The sequence below is a fragment of the Streptomyces sp. Z26 genome, assembly GCF_003665095.1.
Taxonomy (GTDB): Bacteria; Actinomycetota; Actinomycetes; order Streptomycetales; family Streptomycetaceae; genus Streptomyces; species Streptomyces phytohabitans.
Genome location: NZ_RCHV01000002.1, coordinates 3,207,257 through 3,222,330, shown reverse-complemented (window position 1 = coordinate 3,222,330; position 15,074 = coordinate 3,207,257). Strand labels below are relative to the sequence as shown.

Annotated in this window: 10 protein-coding genes and 2 tRNA genes; 8 read left to right on the top strand and 4 right to left on the bottom strand. The window is 72.8% G+C overall.

The window, feature by feature from the left end; translation table 11 throughout:
- Positions 1-293 precede the first annotated feature (293 nt).
- The 5 genes from gyrB to D7M15_RS14310 all read left to right on the top strand — a co-directional run bounded on the left by gyrB (position 294) and on the right by D7M15_RS14310 (position 6,260).
- Entirely contained in the window at positions 294-2,369 is a 2,076-nt protein-coding gene (gene gyrB, locus D7M15_RS14330; protein WP_121517868.1) for a DNA topoisomerase (ATP-hydrolyzing) subunit B, read from the top strand.
- A gap of 61 nt (positions 2,370-2,430) precedes the next feature.
- Complete coding sequence (gene gyrA / locus D7M15_RS14325; protein ID WP_121517867.1) at positions 2,431-5,070, top strand: DNA gyrase subunit A; 2,640 nt, start codon at positions 2,431-2,433, stop codon at positions 5,068-5,070.
- A gap of 261 nt (positions 5,071-5,331) precedes the next feature.
- Positions 5,332-5,835, top strand: a complete 504-nt coding sequence (locus D7M15_RS14320) for a DUF3566 domain-containing protein (RefSeq protein WP_121517866.1) — start codon at positions 5,332-5,334, stop codon at positions 5,833-5,835.
- 93 nt (positions 5,836-5,928) lie between these two features.
- Positions 5,929-6,002: transfer RNA gene (locus D7M15_RS14315), tRNA-Ile, on the top strand.
- 123 nt (positions 6,003-6,125) lie between these two features.
- Entirely contained in the window at positions 6,126-6,260 is a 135-nt protein-coding gene (locus D7M15_RS14310) for a DLW-39 family protein (RefSeq protein ID WP_240649307.1), read from the top strand.
- 1,961 nt (positions 6,261-8,221) lie between these two features.
- On the opposite strand, the gene D7M15_RS14290 is transcribed toward D7M15_RS14310, so the two are convergent.
- A complete protein-coding gene (locus tag D7M15_RS14290) occupies positions 8,222-9,523 on the bottom strand; it encodes a serine/threonine-protein kinase (protein WP_121517863.1) in 1,302 nt (433 codons plus the stop codon).
- Entirely contained in the window at positions 9,524-10,075 is a 552-nt protein-coding gene (locus tag D7M15_RS14285) for a DNA-binding protein (RefSeq protein WP_121517862.1), read from the bottom strand.
- 131 nt (positions 10,076-10,206) lie between these two features.
- Here D7M15_RS14285 and D7M15_RS14280 point away from each other — a divergent pair.
- Positions 10,207-10,279: transfer RNA gene (locus D7M15_RS14280), tRNA-Ala, on the top strand.
- A gap of 97 nt (positions 10,280-10,376) precedes the next feature.
- Here D7M15_RS14280 and D7M15_RS14275 read toward each other — a convergent pair.
- Entirely contained in the window at positions 10,377-11,903 is a 1,527-nt protein-coding gene (locus D7M15_RS14275) for an alpha/beta hydrolase (RefSeq protein ID WP_121517861.1), read from the bottom strand.
- Between the two features lie 185 nt (positions 11,904-12,088).
- Between D7M15_RS14275 and D7M15_RS14270 the strand changes: the two genes are divergently transcribed.
- On the top strand, positions 12,089-13,312 hold the full coding sequence (locus D7M15_RS14270; RefSeq protein WP_240649306.1) for a histidine kinase: 1,224 nt from the start codon (positions 12,089-12,091) through the stop codon (positions 13,310-13,312).
- Positions 13,313-13,373: 61 nt separating this feature from the next.
- On the opposite strand, the gene D7M15_RS14265 is transcribed toward D7M15_RS14270, so the two are convergent.
- Positions 13,374-14,234, bottom strand: a complete 861-nt coding sequence (locus tag D7M15_RS14265) for a LysR family transcriptional regulator (RefSeq protein ID WP_121517859.1) — start codon at positions 14,232-14,234, stop codon at positions 13,374-13,376.
- Between the two features lie 94 nt (positions 14,235-14,328).
- On the opposite strand from D7M15_RS14265, the gene D7M15_RS14260 reads away from it, so the two are divergent.
- On the top strand, positions 14,329-15,066 hold the full coding sequence (locus D7M15_RS14260; RefSeq protein ID WP_121517858.1) for an SDR family oxidoreductase: 738 nt from the start codon (positions 14,329-14,331) through the stop codon (positions 15,064-15,066).
- Positions 15,067-15,074: the final 8 nt, after the last annotated feature.

The following is a 15,074-nucleotide window of genomic DNA, read 5'->3' as shown; positions in this document are numbered from 1 at the left end:
GGTGCACGGCCCGGAGGCGTGCGCGGGGCGGCCCCGAGGGCGCGTGAGGGTGAGGCAACACACACAGGTGCGGACCGTTGACAGGCGGAAGCGCTGAGTGGCGCCGTGAGCCTCTTGGGCCCCCGGTCCGCATATAGGGAGTCGGCTGAGCCCACCACAGGACGGCACATGCGGACTCAGGTACCGGCAAAGCCCCATTCATGGCCGCGCCACCGGTACACTGGACGGCAGCCGCCCCGTTGCGGAACATGTCGAACGACGCAGCCGCTTCCCCTTTGCCCGGGAGACGGCCTGTGCTGTGCCAGAAAGGGCGCTTCGTGGCCGATTCCGGCAACCCCAACCAGAGCAACACGTCCGACAACGGCCCCGAGGGCGCCGAGGTGACGGCGGCCCCCGCCGCGCCCGCCGCCGCCCCCGCCGAGAGCGCCCCGTCGTACGACGCCAGCGACATCACCGTCCTCGAGGGACTGGACGCGGTCCGCAAGCGGCCCGGCATGTACATCGGGTCGACCGGCGAGCGCGGCCTGCACCACCTGGTGCAGGAGGTCGTCGACAACTCCGTCGACGAGGCGCTCGCGGGCCACGCCGACACCATCGACGTCCGCCTGCTGAGCGACGGCGGCGTACGGGTCTCGGACAACGGGCGTGGCATCCCGGTCGACATCGTCGCCTCGGAGGGCAAGCCCGCCCTCGAGGTCGTCATGACGGTGCTGCACGCGGGCGGCAAGTTCGGCGGCGGCGGCTACGCGGTCTCCGGCGGTCTGCACGGCGTCGGCGTCTCCGTGGTGAACGCGCTGTCGACGAAGGTCGCGGTCGAGGTCAGGCGCGACGGCTTCCGCTGGTCCCAGGACTACAAGCTGGGCGTGCCGACGGCGCCGGTCCAGAAGAACGAGGCGACGGACGAGTCCGGCACCAGCACCACGTTCTACGCGGACGGCGACGTCTTCGAGACCACCGACTACTCCTTCGAGACGCTCGCGCGCCGCTTCCAGGAGATGGCCTTCCTCAACAAGGGCCTGACGATCTCCCTGACGGACGAGCGCGCCGAGCACGTGGACGAGGACGGCGAGCAGAACTCGATCCGCTACCACTACGAGGGCGGAATCCGCGACTTCGTCACGTATCTCAACTCCCGCAAGGGCGAGCTGATCCACCCCACGGTCATCGACATCGAGGCCGAGGACAAGGAGCGGCTGCTGTCGGTCGAGATCGCGATGCAGTGGAACAACCAGTACAGCGAGGGTGTGTACTCCTTCGCCAACACGATCCACACGCACGAGGGCGGCACCCACGAGGAGGGTTTCCGCGCGGCGATGACGGGTCTGATCAACCGTTACGCCCGCGACCGCAAGCTGCTCCGCGAGAAGGACGACAACCTCACGGGTGAGGACATCCGCGAGGGGCTGACGGCGATCATCTCGGTGAAGCTGGGCGAGCCGCAGTTCGAGGGTCAGACCAAGACGAAGCTGGGCAACACCGAGGCGAAGACGTTCGTCCAGCGGATCGTCCACGAGAACCTGGCGGACTGGCTGGACAGCCACCCGAGCGAGGCCGCGGACATCATCCGCAAGGGCATCCAGGCCGCGACGGCGCGCGTGGCGGCCCGCAAGGCGCGCGACCTGACGCGCCGCAAGGGGCTGCTGGAGACGGCGTCGCTGCCCGGCAAGCTGTCGGACTGTCAGTCGAACGACCCGGTGAAGTGCGAGATCTTCATCGTCGAGGGCGACTCGGCGGGCGGTTCCGCCAAGTCCGGGCGCAACCCGCAGTACCAGGCCATCCTGCCGATCCGCGGCAAGATCCTGAACGTGGAGAAGGCGCGCATCGACCGCGTGCTCCAGAACGCCGAGGTGCAGGCGCTGATCTCGGCGTTCGGCACCGGCATCCACGAGGACTTCGACATCGAGAAGCTCCGCTATCACAAGATCATCCTGATGGCGGACGCCGACGTCGACGGTCAGCACATCAACACCCTGCTGCTGACGCTGCTGTTCCGCTTCATGCGCCCGCTGGTCGAGGCCGGGCACGTCTACCTCTCGCAGCCGCCGCTCTACAAGATCAAGTGGGGCCGCGACGAGCACCAGTACGCGTACTCCGACCGCGAACGGGACAGCCTGATCCAGCTCGGCCGCGAGCAGGGCAAGCGCATCCGGGACGACGCGATCCAGCGCTTCAAGGGCCTCGGCGAGATGAACGCCGAGGAGCTGCGCATCACCACGATGGACGCCGACCACCGCGTGCTGCGCCAGGTGACGCTGGACGACGCGGCGGCCGCCGACGACCTGTTCTCGATCCTCATGGGTGAGGACGTGGAGGCGCGGCGCTCGTTCATCCAGCGCAACGCCAAGGACGTCCGCTTCCTCGACATCTGAGCCGGCACCTCCCCCCACGACGGCAGCGGCGCAGCAGCACAGACAAGGATTTTGACCAGCGATGGCCGACGAGAACCTTCCCGAGAACGCGCCCGTAGAGGGCAGCACCGTCGCCGACGGCGCCGCCGTGCTCCGTGTGGAGCCGGTGAGCCTGGAGACGGAGATGCAGCGCTCGTACCTCGACTACGCGATGAGCGTGATCGTGTCGCGTGCGCTGCCCGACATCCGCGACGGTCTGAAGCCGGTGCACCGGCGGGTGCTGTACGCGATGTACGACGGCGGCTACCGCCCGGAGAAGGGCTACTACAAGTGCGCCCGCGTCGTCGGCGACGTGATGGGCACGTACCACCCGCACGGCGACTCGTCGATCTACGACGCCCTGGTCCGCCTCGCCCAGCACTGGTCGATGCGGATGCCGCTGGTCGACTCGAACGGCAACTTCGGCTCCCCGGGCAACGACCCGGCCGCCGCCATGCGGTACACGGAGTGCCGCATGGCGCCGCTGGCGATGGAGATGCTGCGGGAGATCGACGAGGAGACCGTCGACCTCCAGGACAACTACGACGGCCGCAACAAGGAGCCGACGGTCCTCCCGTCGCGCTTCCCGAACCTGCTCATCAACGGTTCGGCGGGCATCGCCGTCGGCATGGCCACCAACATCCCGCCGCACAACCTGCGCGAGGTGGCGTCCGGCGCGCAGTGGTACCTGGACCACCCGGAGGCGAGCAGCGAGGAGCTGCTGGACGCGCTGATCGAGCGGATCAAGGGCCCCGACTTCCCCACCGGCGCGCTGGTGGTGGGCCGCTCCGGCATCGAGGAGGCGTACCGCACCGGGCGCGGCTCGATCACGATGCGCGCGGTCGTCGAGGTCGAGGAGATCCAGGGCCGCCAGTGCCTGGTGATCACCGAGCTCCCGTACCAGGTCAACCCGGACAACCTCGCGCTGAAGATCGCGGACCTCGTGAAGGAGGGCCGGGTCGGCGGCATCGCGGACGTACGGGACGAGACCTCGTCGCGTACGGGCCAGCGGCTCGTGGTGGTCCTCAAGCGGGACGCCGTCGCGAAGGTCGTCCTCAACAACCTCTACAAGCACACCGACCTCCAGACCAACTTCGGCGCGAACATGCTGGCGCTGGTCGAGGGCGTGCCGCGGACGCTGTCGCTGGACGCGTTCATCCGGCACTGGGTGTCGCACCAGATCGACGTCATCGTGCGCCGTACGCGCTACCGGCTGCGGAAGGCGGAGGAGCGGGCGCACATCCTGCGCGGCCTGCTCAAGGCGCTCGACGCGATCGACGAGGTCATCGCGCTGATCCGGCGCAGCCAGACCGTCGAGGAGGCCCGCGAGGGCCTGATGGGCCTGCTGCGGATCGACGAGATCCAGGCGAACGCGATCCTGGAGATGCAGCTGCGGCGGCTGGCCGCGCTGGAGCGGCAGAAGATCACCGCGGAGCACGACGAGCTGCAGCAGAAGATCGACGAGTACCAGGCGATCCTCGCCTCGCCCGAGCGGCAGCGGCAGATCATCGGTGAGGAACTGGCCGCCATCGTCGACAAGTTCGGCGAGGACCGGCGGACCATGCTGGTGCCCTTCGAGGGCGACATGTCCATCGAGGACCTGATCGCGGAGGAGGACATCGTCGTCACGATCACCCGTGGCGGCTATGTGAAGCGCACCAAGACCGTCGACTACCGCGCGCAGAAGCGCGGCGGCAAGGGCGTACGCGGGGCGAAGCTCAAGGAAGACGACATCGTCGACCACTTCTTCGTCTCCACGACCCACCACTGGCTGCTGTTCTTCACGAACAAGGGCCGGGTCTACCGCGCGAAGGCGTACGAGCTGCCCGACGCCGGTCGGGACGCGCGCGGCCAGCACGTGGCGAACCTGCTCGCGTTCCAGCCGGACGAGCGGATCGCGGAGATCCTGGCCATCCGGGACTACGAGGCGGTGCCGTACCTGGTGCTCGCCACCAAGTCCGGGCTGGTGAAGAAGACGCCGCTGAAGGACTACGACTCGCCGCGTTCCGGCGGTGTCATCGCCATCAACCTCCGCGAGATGGACGACGGCCGCGACGACGAACTGATCGGCGCCGAGCCGGTGTTCCCCCACGACGACCTGCTGCTGGTGAGCAAGAAGGCGCAGTCGATCCGCTTCACCGCGACCGACGACTCGCTGCGGCCGATGGGGCGGGCCACGTCCGGCGTGAAGGGCATGAGTTTCCGCGAAGGGGACGAGCTGCTCTCGATGAATGTCGTCCGGGAGGGTACGTTCGTCTTCACCGCCACCGATGGCGGTTACGCGAAGCGGACGCCGGTCGAGGACTACCGCGTCCAGGGTCGTGGCGGCCTCGGCATCAAGGCCGCCAAGATCGTGGAGGACCGCGGTGAGCTGGTCGGCGCCCTGGTGGTCGAGGAGACGGACGAGATCCTCGCCATCACGCTGAGCGGTGGTGTGATCCGCACACGGGTCAACGGGGTCAGGGAGACCGGCCGTGACACCATGGGCGTCCAACTGATCAACCTGGGCAAGCGGGACGCCGTCGTCGGCGTCGCCCGTAATGCCGAGGCCGGTCGTGAGGCAGAGGAAGTCGAGGCCGTCGTGGACGAGGCCGGGGTCGTCGATGCTGACGCCGCGGACGGGTCCGTGGCGGAGCAGGAGTCCCCGACCGAACCTCCGGCCGCGTCGAGCGACGAGGAGTAAGGCGTGAGTGGTGCCCAGCCCCGGCAGCAGGCACAGCCACAGCCGCCGCAGGCACAGCAGGCCCAGGCCGGGCCGCAGCCTCCGGCACAGCCCGCGGCGCAGCCGCCGGGCCCGCAGCCTCCGGCCGGACCGCCGCACGGGCACCAGCCGCACCATCCGCCCCGCGCGTACCCGTCGCCCCAGCCCGCCGACGCCGGACAGGCGGCGGCGGGTGGCGCGGGTCAGCGCGGCGCGGGCCAAGGCGGCGCGGACAGCGGCGTGATGGGCGCCCCGGCGGGCGCCACCGCCGCCACCAGCTCGGGTACGGGCACGGGTGGCGGCGGCGGGACGATGGGCCTCGGCCTGGGGAACGCGGCCCGCCGCGTCCCCCGTACGGGCGCCCGTACGGTGCCGCGCACCCGCAAGGCGCGGCTGCGGGTGGCGAAGGCCGACCCGTGGTCGGTGATGAAGGTCAGCTTCCTGCTGTCGATCGCGCTGGGCGTGTGCACCGTCGTGGCGGCCGCGGTGCTGTGGATGGTGATGGACGCGATGGGCGTCTTCTCCGCGCTGGGCGACACGATCAGCGAGGCGACGTCGTCGGACGAGGGCGGCGGCTTCGACCTGGAGACGTTCCTGTCGCTGCCGCGGGTGCTGCTGTTCACCTCCGTCGTCGCGCTGATCGACGTGGTGCTGGCCACCGCGCTGGCGACGCTGGGTGCGTTCATCTACAACCTGTCGGCCGGGTTCGTGGGCGGTGTGGAGGTCACGCTCGCCGAGGACGAGTGACGGGGCGGGCACGCCTCCGACTCCGCCTCGGCGGAGGGCCCGTTACCGATTTTGGCGCCGGTCCTGAAGTGCGCTAATCTTTCGGTGCGGCACGGGGCTATAGCTCAGATGGTTAGAGCGCATCCCTGATAAGGATGAGGCCACAGGTTCAAGTCCTGTTAGCCCCACGCATGTGGACGGCCCGGGTGGAAGGTTTCTCGCCACCCGGGCCGTCCGTTTTGTGTCCCGGGACCGTTGGGTATCATCGGGCGCCAAAGGTCCCAACCTCCAATGAATGACGAGGTAGCGCGGTGAAGAAGCTTCTCCTGGTCGCACTGGCCGCCATCGGCGGGCTCCTCGTGTACCGCCAGATCCAGGCGGATCGGGCCGAGCAGGATCTGTGGACGGAGGCCACCGACTCCGTGCCCGTCGGCTCCGGTGTGTGAGCCACTGACACGTCACCACGAGGCCCTGACCGCCGACGCGGTCGGGGCCTCGTCGCGTCCGGGGCGCGATGTTGCCGTACCGTGACGCCCTCTCTCTTGAAGTGTGCTTGTGCAAAGAAATAAGGTGCCCGAGCAAAGCTCTCGGGGAGTTGCCCCGGAGGCACCGGGGGTCACCTCCGGAGAGCGGGTGCGAGGGGGCGCGGGTGGTGCGGGGACGTACGGCGGGCGGGTCGGCGGGTGTCGGTGGGGCCTGGCGCGCCGCGGGCGTTGCGGATGGCAACGCCTCGGGCGCCGGTCGGGTGCCGGGTGTGAGCAACGGCCCTGTGTACGGCGGGAGTTGGGGTCACCGCCCGTGCCCGCACGGGTACGCGGCGGCGTACCCGGTCGCGTACGCGGCAACGGGTACGGGCGCGGGGACGGCGGCGGGTACGGGTACGGGAACGGGGACGGCTGTGGGCGCGGGAACGGGTACGGGGACGGTCCGGGTGGATGCGGCAGGGGGAGGCGCGTGGTGACGCGGCGTACGACGAGAGGCGGCGTGGCCGCGGCGGCCGCACTGTGCGCGGTGGCGGCCCTGCCCGGCGCGGCGACGGCGGACCCGGGCGACCTGCCCGCCTACCGCACGGCTGACGGCGCGAAGCCGGTGAAGGGCGCCGCGAGCAGCTCGGACGGGCCGCGGCTCGCGGCGGGCGGCACGTACACGGACACGATCCGGCCGGGCGAGAAGCGGTACTACAGCGTCGAGTTGGACCGGAAGTCCACCCCGTGGCTGTCCGCCGCGGCACTGCCCGAGGCGGGCGCCGAGGTCGGCGGCGCCGAGGGCCTGTCGCTCACGCTGCTCGGCGCCGACGGCACCGAATGCGGCAGCGAGGACGTCGACTTCGGCGCCGACGGAGCGGCCCGCCCCATCGCGGCGAGCGTCGGCCGCCTCGACGAGCCGGACGGCAACTGCCAGCAGCCGGGCGTCTACCACCTGTCCGTGGAACGCGTCGCGGGCAGCGGCCCCGACGCCCCCACCGACCCCGCCGCCTGGCCGCTGGAGCTGTGCTTCATGCGTGAACCGGGGCTCCGCAGGCTGGAGTCCACCACCCCGCCGGAGAACGGCGACCTGCCGACCGGCGCCCCCGACCTGCCCACCGGGGAGGCGCGGGAACTCGACGGCGGCACCGGCTTCAACGACGCCGTCGGCATGACCGGGGGCGCGTGGAAGGACCGGCTGCGGCCGGGCGAGACCCGCTGGTACCGGGTGCCGGTGGACTGGGGCCAACAGCTGGTGCTCAGCGCGGAGTTCGGCACGGCCCGTACGTCCGACGAGACGGCCTACGCGAGCGACGGCGTACGCGTCGACCTGTACGGGCCCGCGCGCGGGCACATCGACGACGCGGGCGGTACGTACACGGCCGGGGAGCCGGAGCAGGTGACGGCGGCGACGTACCCGGTGACGTACCAGGGGCGGTACGCGTACGACGGCGCGGTGTCGCACGCCTCCGTCGCGGGCTGGTACTACGTGGCGGTGCACGCGCACGCCGCCGTCGGGGAGTTCACCGACGGGCCCGTGCCGGTGACGCTGCGCACGGCGCTGCGCGGCGAGCGCGAGGCCGGGCCGGGCTACGACGGCGACCCGGCGGAGGGCGGCTTCGGCGTCACCGGCGAGGACCGCGAGCAGGCCGAGAAGGGGCAGAGCGCGGACGCCGCCGAGGACGGGGACGGCGGCGCGCTGCGCCTCGTCGGGTACGCGGGGATCGGCACGGGCACCGTGCTCCTCGCGGGGCTCGGCGCCTGGACGGTGCTCGCCCGGCGGCGCGCCGGGGCGGGCGCCCCCGACGCCGGTACGGGTGCGGGTACGGGCATGGGTACGAGCGCGGGCCGGGAGCCGACCGGGGCCGGGCCGGGCGGCTGGGGTCCCCAGCCGCCCGGGGCTGGAGCTAGCTCCAGCCGCCCGGACACCGTCCGGGCACCGCCTACGAGGCGGCCAGCGCCCAGACGCCCACCGCGAGGCAGAGCAGCGCCACGACCAGGACCGGGATCACCACCTTCGGGGGCGGCCCCGGCCGCCGTACGGGCGTCGGCGCGGGTGTCGGCGTCGGGGTGTGCGGACCGGGCGCCCCGTACGGGCCGTACGGCGGCGTCGGGGCGCCCGCTCCCGCGCCGTCGCCGTGCACCTGCCCGTGCACCTGCCCCTGGACCGGCCCGGCCCCCGGCCCGTACCCGCTCGGGTACGGCTCCGGCGTCGCCGGAGCGCCGAACGCGCCCTGCGGCGGCGCCAGATGGAAGCTCTCCGTGTCGGGCCCGGCACCGTACGCCCCCGCCGTACCGGCGGTCGTACCGCCGCCCGCCGGACCACCCGCCGCGCCGTCCACGGGCCCCGCGGCCCGGCCCACCGGCCCGTCCGGCCCGAACCCCGGTGGCAACGGCCCGAGTTGGTCCCTGACCTCGACGCCCGTCGGCTCCGGCGCCCCGTCGCCGCCGAGGATCTCCGCCGCGCCCGCGAGCGCCTTGCGCGTGCCCGTGGCCGTACGGAAGCGGTGCTGCGGGTCGGGCTGGAGGAGCGTGCCGAGGATCTGCCAGAGCGGTTCGGGCACCTGCCCGTCCGGGTTCCGTACGCCGCCGCCGCGCTTGAAGTTCTCGACCAGCGCCATGGAGTCGGGCTTGCGGCCGGTCAGCAGGTACAGCCCGACGAGGCCGACGGCGAACAGGTCGGCGGTGAAGTCCGGTTCGGCGCCCATCAGTTGCTCGGGCGCGAAGTAACCGGGCGTGCCCACCACGTAGTTCGTCTCGGTCAGGCGCGGCTCGCCCTTGCGCATGGAGATGCCGAAATCTGACAGGCGCACATGCGGGCGGCCCGTGCCCGTGGGCTCCAGCAGGATGTTGGCGGGCTTGATGTCCCGGTGCACGACGTCCTCCGCGTGCACCGCCGCCAGCCCCGCCAGCAGCTGGTCGAGCAGCACGCAGACGTACGGCGCCGGGAGCGGCCCGTGGTCACCGACCAGGTGCGCCAGCGACCCGCCCGCGACCAGGTCCATCGTGAACAGCGCCTTGTCGTCGTCCGCCGACCAGCTGGCCGGGGCCAGCACGTGCGGGTGGTCGATGCGCAGCGCCTGCTCGCGTACGAAGCGCAGCAGCGTATGCGCGTCGCCCTGCTGGAGCACCTTGGCGGCGACGTACCGCTTCCGCCGGTGGTCCCACGAGCGCCACACCTCGCCGGCGCCGCCGCGGCCGATCGGGTTCACCAACTCGTAGCGGCCCGCGAAGATCTCGCCCATTCAGTTCTGGTGTTCCTCGTAGTGCTTCACCGCGTCCGAGGTGCGGCCCGCCCCGTACACCCGCAGGAACTCGGCGAGTTCGGGGTGGGTGGGCGCCAGTGTCGCGGACGCCTCGATGATGTCCGCCGCGTCGGAGACCGACCGCAGCAGCGACTGGATCTCGCGTACGACGCGCTTCACGGGCGTCTGCGTGGCACCCGACGAGGTGTGCTGCGTCGCGTTGTTGAGCACGCTGCCCCCGGCGGTGCGCCGGATCTCGTCCATACGCTGCGTAGCGTCCCCGGCACTGATGTCGCCGCGCGCGACGTCCGCCGAGAGGTCCTGGAGCGCCTGCACCCGCTGGACGACGGCGGGGTTGCCGATCTTGGCCCGCTGCCCGCTCATCAACTGCGACAGCATGGGCGCGGACAGCCCCAGCACGGTGGCGAGCCTGGCCTGGTTGAGCCCCAGGTCGTCGATCAGCCTGCGGAAGAGGACGCCCAGGGGCTCCCCGTACCACTGGCTCTGCAGCTCCTGCGCCCTGGCAGCTGCTTCCTGCTGGCTTGCGTCCATCACGTTTCTCCCCGGACTCCCCGATGTCGCTTCGCTGGCGCGAACTTGCGGTGCATCCTACGGAGGGTGATGGGCGCGGGGCGATACCCGGTCGGAATTCGTCCCACGGACCCGGTACCCTGGTCGCGAACGGGGCCTTAGCTCAGTTGGTAGAGCGCCGTCTTTGCATGGCGGATGTCAGGAGTTCGACTCTCCTAGGCTCCACGCACCGGAGGTCCCCCGGCCTGTGTCACACAGGCCGGGGGACCTCTTTCGCGTGCGCGGGGGTTCCGGCGGACTCACCGGCGGGCGGGCGGGCGGGTCACGCGTCCGGCTCGGCCGGGCAGGCGAGGTCCGCGGCGGGCCGGTGCCCGGTGGTGAGGAACGCGGTCGTCGCGTCGTTGGCGCAGGTGTTGGTGCCGAAGGGGTAGAGGCCGTGGCCGCCCTGGTCGGCGGTGACCATCCTGGCCCGCTGGCCGAGCGCCTTCCGCAGGGTCTTCGCCCCGGCCAGCGGCGTGCCCGGGTCGCGCTCGTTCTGGACCATGAGCACGTTCGACGGGCCCTCGTCGTCGACCGTCACCTGCTTCTCGATGCCCTCGCGCGGCCAGAACGCGCAGGGCGTGACGTTGCCGGTGGAGCCGCCCAGCATCGGGAACCGCTGCCGGTCGACGGCGGCGGCGCGCTGGTACGTGCTCAGCGACCGCGCCCAGCGGGAGTCGGCGCAGACCACGTGGTGCCGGGCGGCGGCCGTGTTCTCGGCCGCGGCGTCCAGCGGCGAGTCCGGCGGTACGGGCTCGCCCCGGTCGAGCGACCGCCAGTCCTCGGCGAGCTTGGGCAGGGAGGCGTTGCTGTAGAGGCGTTCGAAGGTCAGCCCGCGGAACTGCATGCCGTCGGTGGTGCCGACCGGGTGGGCGGTGAGGCGGGCGACGAGCCGGTGGTACGTGGCGGTGACCTGCGCGGGGGTGCGGCCGAGCCCGTACTCGGGGTGCTCCGCCGCGTACTTGGCGAAGTCGGGGAAGCGGTCCCGCATCCCGCGGGCGAACTCCCGGAAGGCGGTGCGGTCGTAGCCCCCGGCGCCGACGTTGCTGTCGAGGACGATGCGGTCGCCGCGCTCCGGGAACAGCTCGGCGTAGACGGCGCCGAGCCGGGTGCCGTACGAGGCGCCGAGGTAGGACGCCTTGTCCTCGCCCAGCGCCGTACGGATGCGGTCCATGTCGCGGGCGACGTTGGCGGTCGTGGCGTGCGGCAGCATCCACGCGCTGCTTGAGGTGGCGCACTGCCGGGCGAGGGTACGGGCGTACGCCGCCTCCCGGGTCACGTCGGCGGCGGAGCGCGCGTACGCGGGGAACGCGCCGCGCCGCAGCTGCGACTCGGTCTGGTCGCAGGTGACCGGGGTGCTGCGGCCGACGCCGCGGGTGTCGAAGCCGATCACGTCGTACGAGTCGAGCACGCTCTTCGGCAGTCCGGAGGCCGCGAGGAGGGCCGGGTAGTCGAGCCCCGGGGCGCCGGGGCCGCCCGGGTTGGTGAGCAGCACCCCGCGGCGCTTCGCGGGCGTCTCGCTCGCCAGCCGGGACACCGCGATGTCGATCTTGCGGCCGTCGGGGTGCCGGTAGTCCAACGGGACCTCCAGCGTCGCGCACTCCAGCCGGGCGGCGGCCTCCGCGACCGGGTCGTCGGCCTTGGTCGGCTTCTTCTCCCCCTTCTCCCCCTTCTCGTCCTTCGGGCACGCCTTCCAGCTCAGGGGCTCCGGCGCCGACGGCGTGTCCCTCATCGCCGCCGACGCCCCGGGGATGACGGCCACCGCTGTCGCGGTCACGGCCAGGGCCAGGGCCAGCTTCCTGCGGTGCATCCGAAGTCCTCTTCTCACGTCCGGCGTCATCGGCATGCTCACGACGCTAGGACGCCGCCGACAGCGGCACATCGACCCCGCGTCTAGCGCCGTCTCCGCCCCAGGGCCAAGCCGTGGTTCGACTCCGGTCGAGGAGATCCACCACGGGATGGACACCCCGGTCGGGCCCCCAGAACATGGAGCCGGTGAACACGAACTTCGCGGCCCACGCCGTACGGTGGCGGCAGGTGTGGACCCTGGTGGCGGCCGCGGCCGTGGGCGTACCGGTCTGGCTGGGCACCGGCGTGCTGATGCACGCACAGCAGGGGGAAACGGGCCTCTGGTTCCGCGTCGGTGACCCGCTGACGGCCCTGTGCTGCCTGGTGGCGCTCCGGTGGCGCCGCCGCTTCCCGCGCGCCGTCCCCACCGTGGTCGCGCTCGCCGCGAGCGCGTCGACCGCCGCCCTCGGGGCGGCGCTGCTGGCGGTGGCCTCGGTCGCCACCCGGCGCCGTACGGCGGAGACCGTGCCCGTCGTACTGGCCTTCGTGGTCGGCGCGCAGGCGTCCGTCGCGCTCTACCCGCTCGGGACCCCGGAGGGCGGCTGGTGGCTCACGGTCGGGCTGGTGACGCACGTGCTGGCGGCGGGTGTCGCGGTCGCCACGGGCGTCGCCGTGGGCGCGCGGCGCAGCGAGACGCGTTCCCTGCGGGAGCGGGCCGAGAGCGTCGAACGCGAGCAGCGCGCGCTGGCCGCGGAGGCCGAGGCGCGGGAGCGGAACCGGATCGCCCGCGAGATGCACGACGTCCTCGCGCACCGGATCTCGCTGATCGCCGTGCAGGCCGGTGTCCTCGACCACCGTACGGATCTCCCGGCCGAGGACAGCCGGGTGCTGATCCGCGGCATCGTCGACGGCTCCCGGCAGGCGCTGGAGGAACTGCGGGACGTCCTCGGCGCGCTGCGGGCGGACCCGGAGCGACGGGAGGTGCGGCAGGCGTCGTTCGAGGGGGTCGGGGAGTTGGTGGCGGGTGCCCGTTCGGCGGGGCTGGACGTCACGTTCGGCTCGTCGGTGTCGGGGACGCCGCCCGAGGACGCCGGACGGACCTGCTACCGCGTCGTGCAGGAGGGGCTGACCAACGCCGCCAAGCACGCGCCCGGCGCCCGCATCGACGTCACCGTCGAGGGGGAGGCGGGCGGCACGTTGAGCGTCCGCGTCCACAACTCCCCGGCGGACGGCGCCGGTCGGGACGCCGGGCCGGGTGCGGGGCAGGGCGTCGGACCGGCCGTGCCCGCGCCGGAGTCGGGCTTCGGGCTGCGGGGTCTCGCCGAACGGGTCTCCCTCGCGGGCGGACGGCTCGACCACCACGCCACCCCCACCGGCGGCCACCTCCTCACCGCGCGGCTGCCGTGGCCGCGCCGCCCCGGCTCGGAGTGACCGGCGCCCGCCGTACGGCACCCGCGCCCGGTCCCGCCGACGACCTCCGCGCGTACCCCGGTCACGCCTCCCGCCCCAGCCCCACCGCCGTCCGCACCAGGGCCGCGAGCGGCCGGGAACGGCTCTGCGGCGGCCACGCGATGTGCGTCGTGACGCTCGGCGCGTCCACCAGGGGTACAGCGCTGTGCGCGGTCCACAGCCATGCGCGGGCCGAGGCCGGGATGACCGTCGACGTCCTTCCCAGCGCGATCAGTTGGGCGAGCTGCGAGAGGTCCCGCACCTCCGGCCCGGGGCCCGGCGGGTAGCCGCCGTCCCGCAGCGGCCAGCGGGCGGCGGGCAGCCCGGGGACGTCCGCCACCTCCGCCAGCGTCAGCGACGTACGGGCGGCGAGCGGGTGCCCGGCGGGCAGGACGACGACCTGCTCCTCGGTCAGCACCTCCTCGCTGTCGAACCCGGCCAGGGAGCTGTACAGCGGGTGCAGCAGCGCGGCGTCGGCCCGCCCGTCGCGCAGCATCCGCTCGTCCTCCCCGATCCCGCACAGGACCACCTCCACCTCGGCGGCGTCCGGCTCCCGCGCGTAGGCGTCGAGCAGCGCGCGCAGCAGGTCGTGCGCCCCGTTCGCCTTGACCGCCAGCACCAGCCGCCCGCCGGGCTCGACCGCCCGCCGCGTACGCCGCGCGGCGGCCGCCGCCGCGTCCAGCGTCGCCCGCGCCTCGTCGAGCAGCACCGCACCGGCCGGGGTCAGGGCGACGCCGTGGCGCCCGCGGTCCAGCAGGACCACGCCGAGCCGCCGCTCCAGCCGTTGCACGGCACGGGACAGCGGCGGCTGCGCCATGCCCAGCCGCTCGGCGGCGCGGCCGAAGTGCAACTCCTCGGCGACGGCGGTGAAATAGCGCAGCTCCCGCGTTTCCAGCCACTCCATCGCTCCACCCTAGCTGGGACGATACCGGCCGGGTATCACCAGGGACCGGATCGGTGTTGGCCGCCGTGACCTCCCCCGCGCCAGCATTCCCGCCATGAACGAGAACAGGACCGCGCTGGTCACCGGCGCGAACAAGGGCATCGGCTACGAGATCGCCGCGGGCCTCGCCGCCCTCGGCCACACCGTCGCCGTCGGCGCCCGCGACGAGGCCCGGCGCGACGCCGCCGTGGCGAAGCTGCGGGCCGCCGGGGCGGACGCCTTCGGCGTACCCCTCGACGTCACCGACGACCGAAGCGTCGCGGCCGCCGCCACGCTGATCGAGGAGCGCGCCGGGCGGCTCGACGTCCTCGTCAACAACGCGGGGATCGCGGGCGAGTTGGGCCCGACCTGGACGCAGGACCCCACGTCGGTCGACCTCGACGCCCTGCACACCGTCCTCGACACCAACGTGCTGGGAGCCGTACGCGTCACCAACGCCGTACTCCCCCTCCTCCTCCGCGCCCCCTCCCCCCGCGTCGTCAACGCCTCCACGAGCCTCGCCTCCCTGACCCGGCAGACCGACCCGCACACCGACACCGGCCCCGTCATGGCGCTCTACGCGCCCTCGAAGACGTTCCTCAACGCGCTGACCGTGCAGTACGCCCGCCAGCTCGCCGACACCCGCGTCCTCGTCAACGCCGCCTGCCCCGGCTTCGTCGCCACGGACTTCAACCACCACCAGGGCACCCGCACCCCCGCACAGGGCGCCGCCACCGCCGTACGCCTCGCGACCCTTCCCGACGGCGGCCCGACCGGCACGTTCCACGACGAGGACGGGCCCGTCCCCTGGTAGCGGCGGCG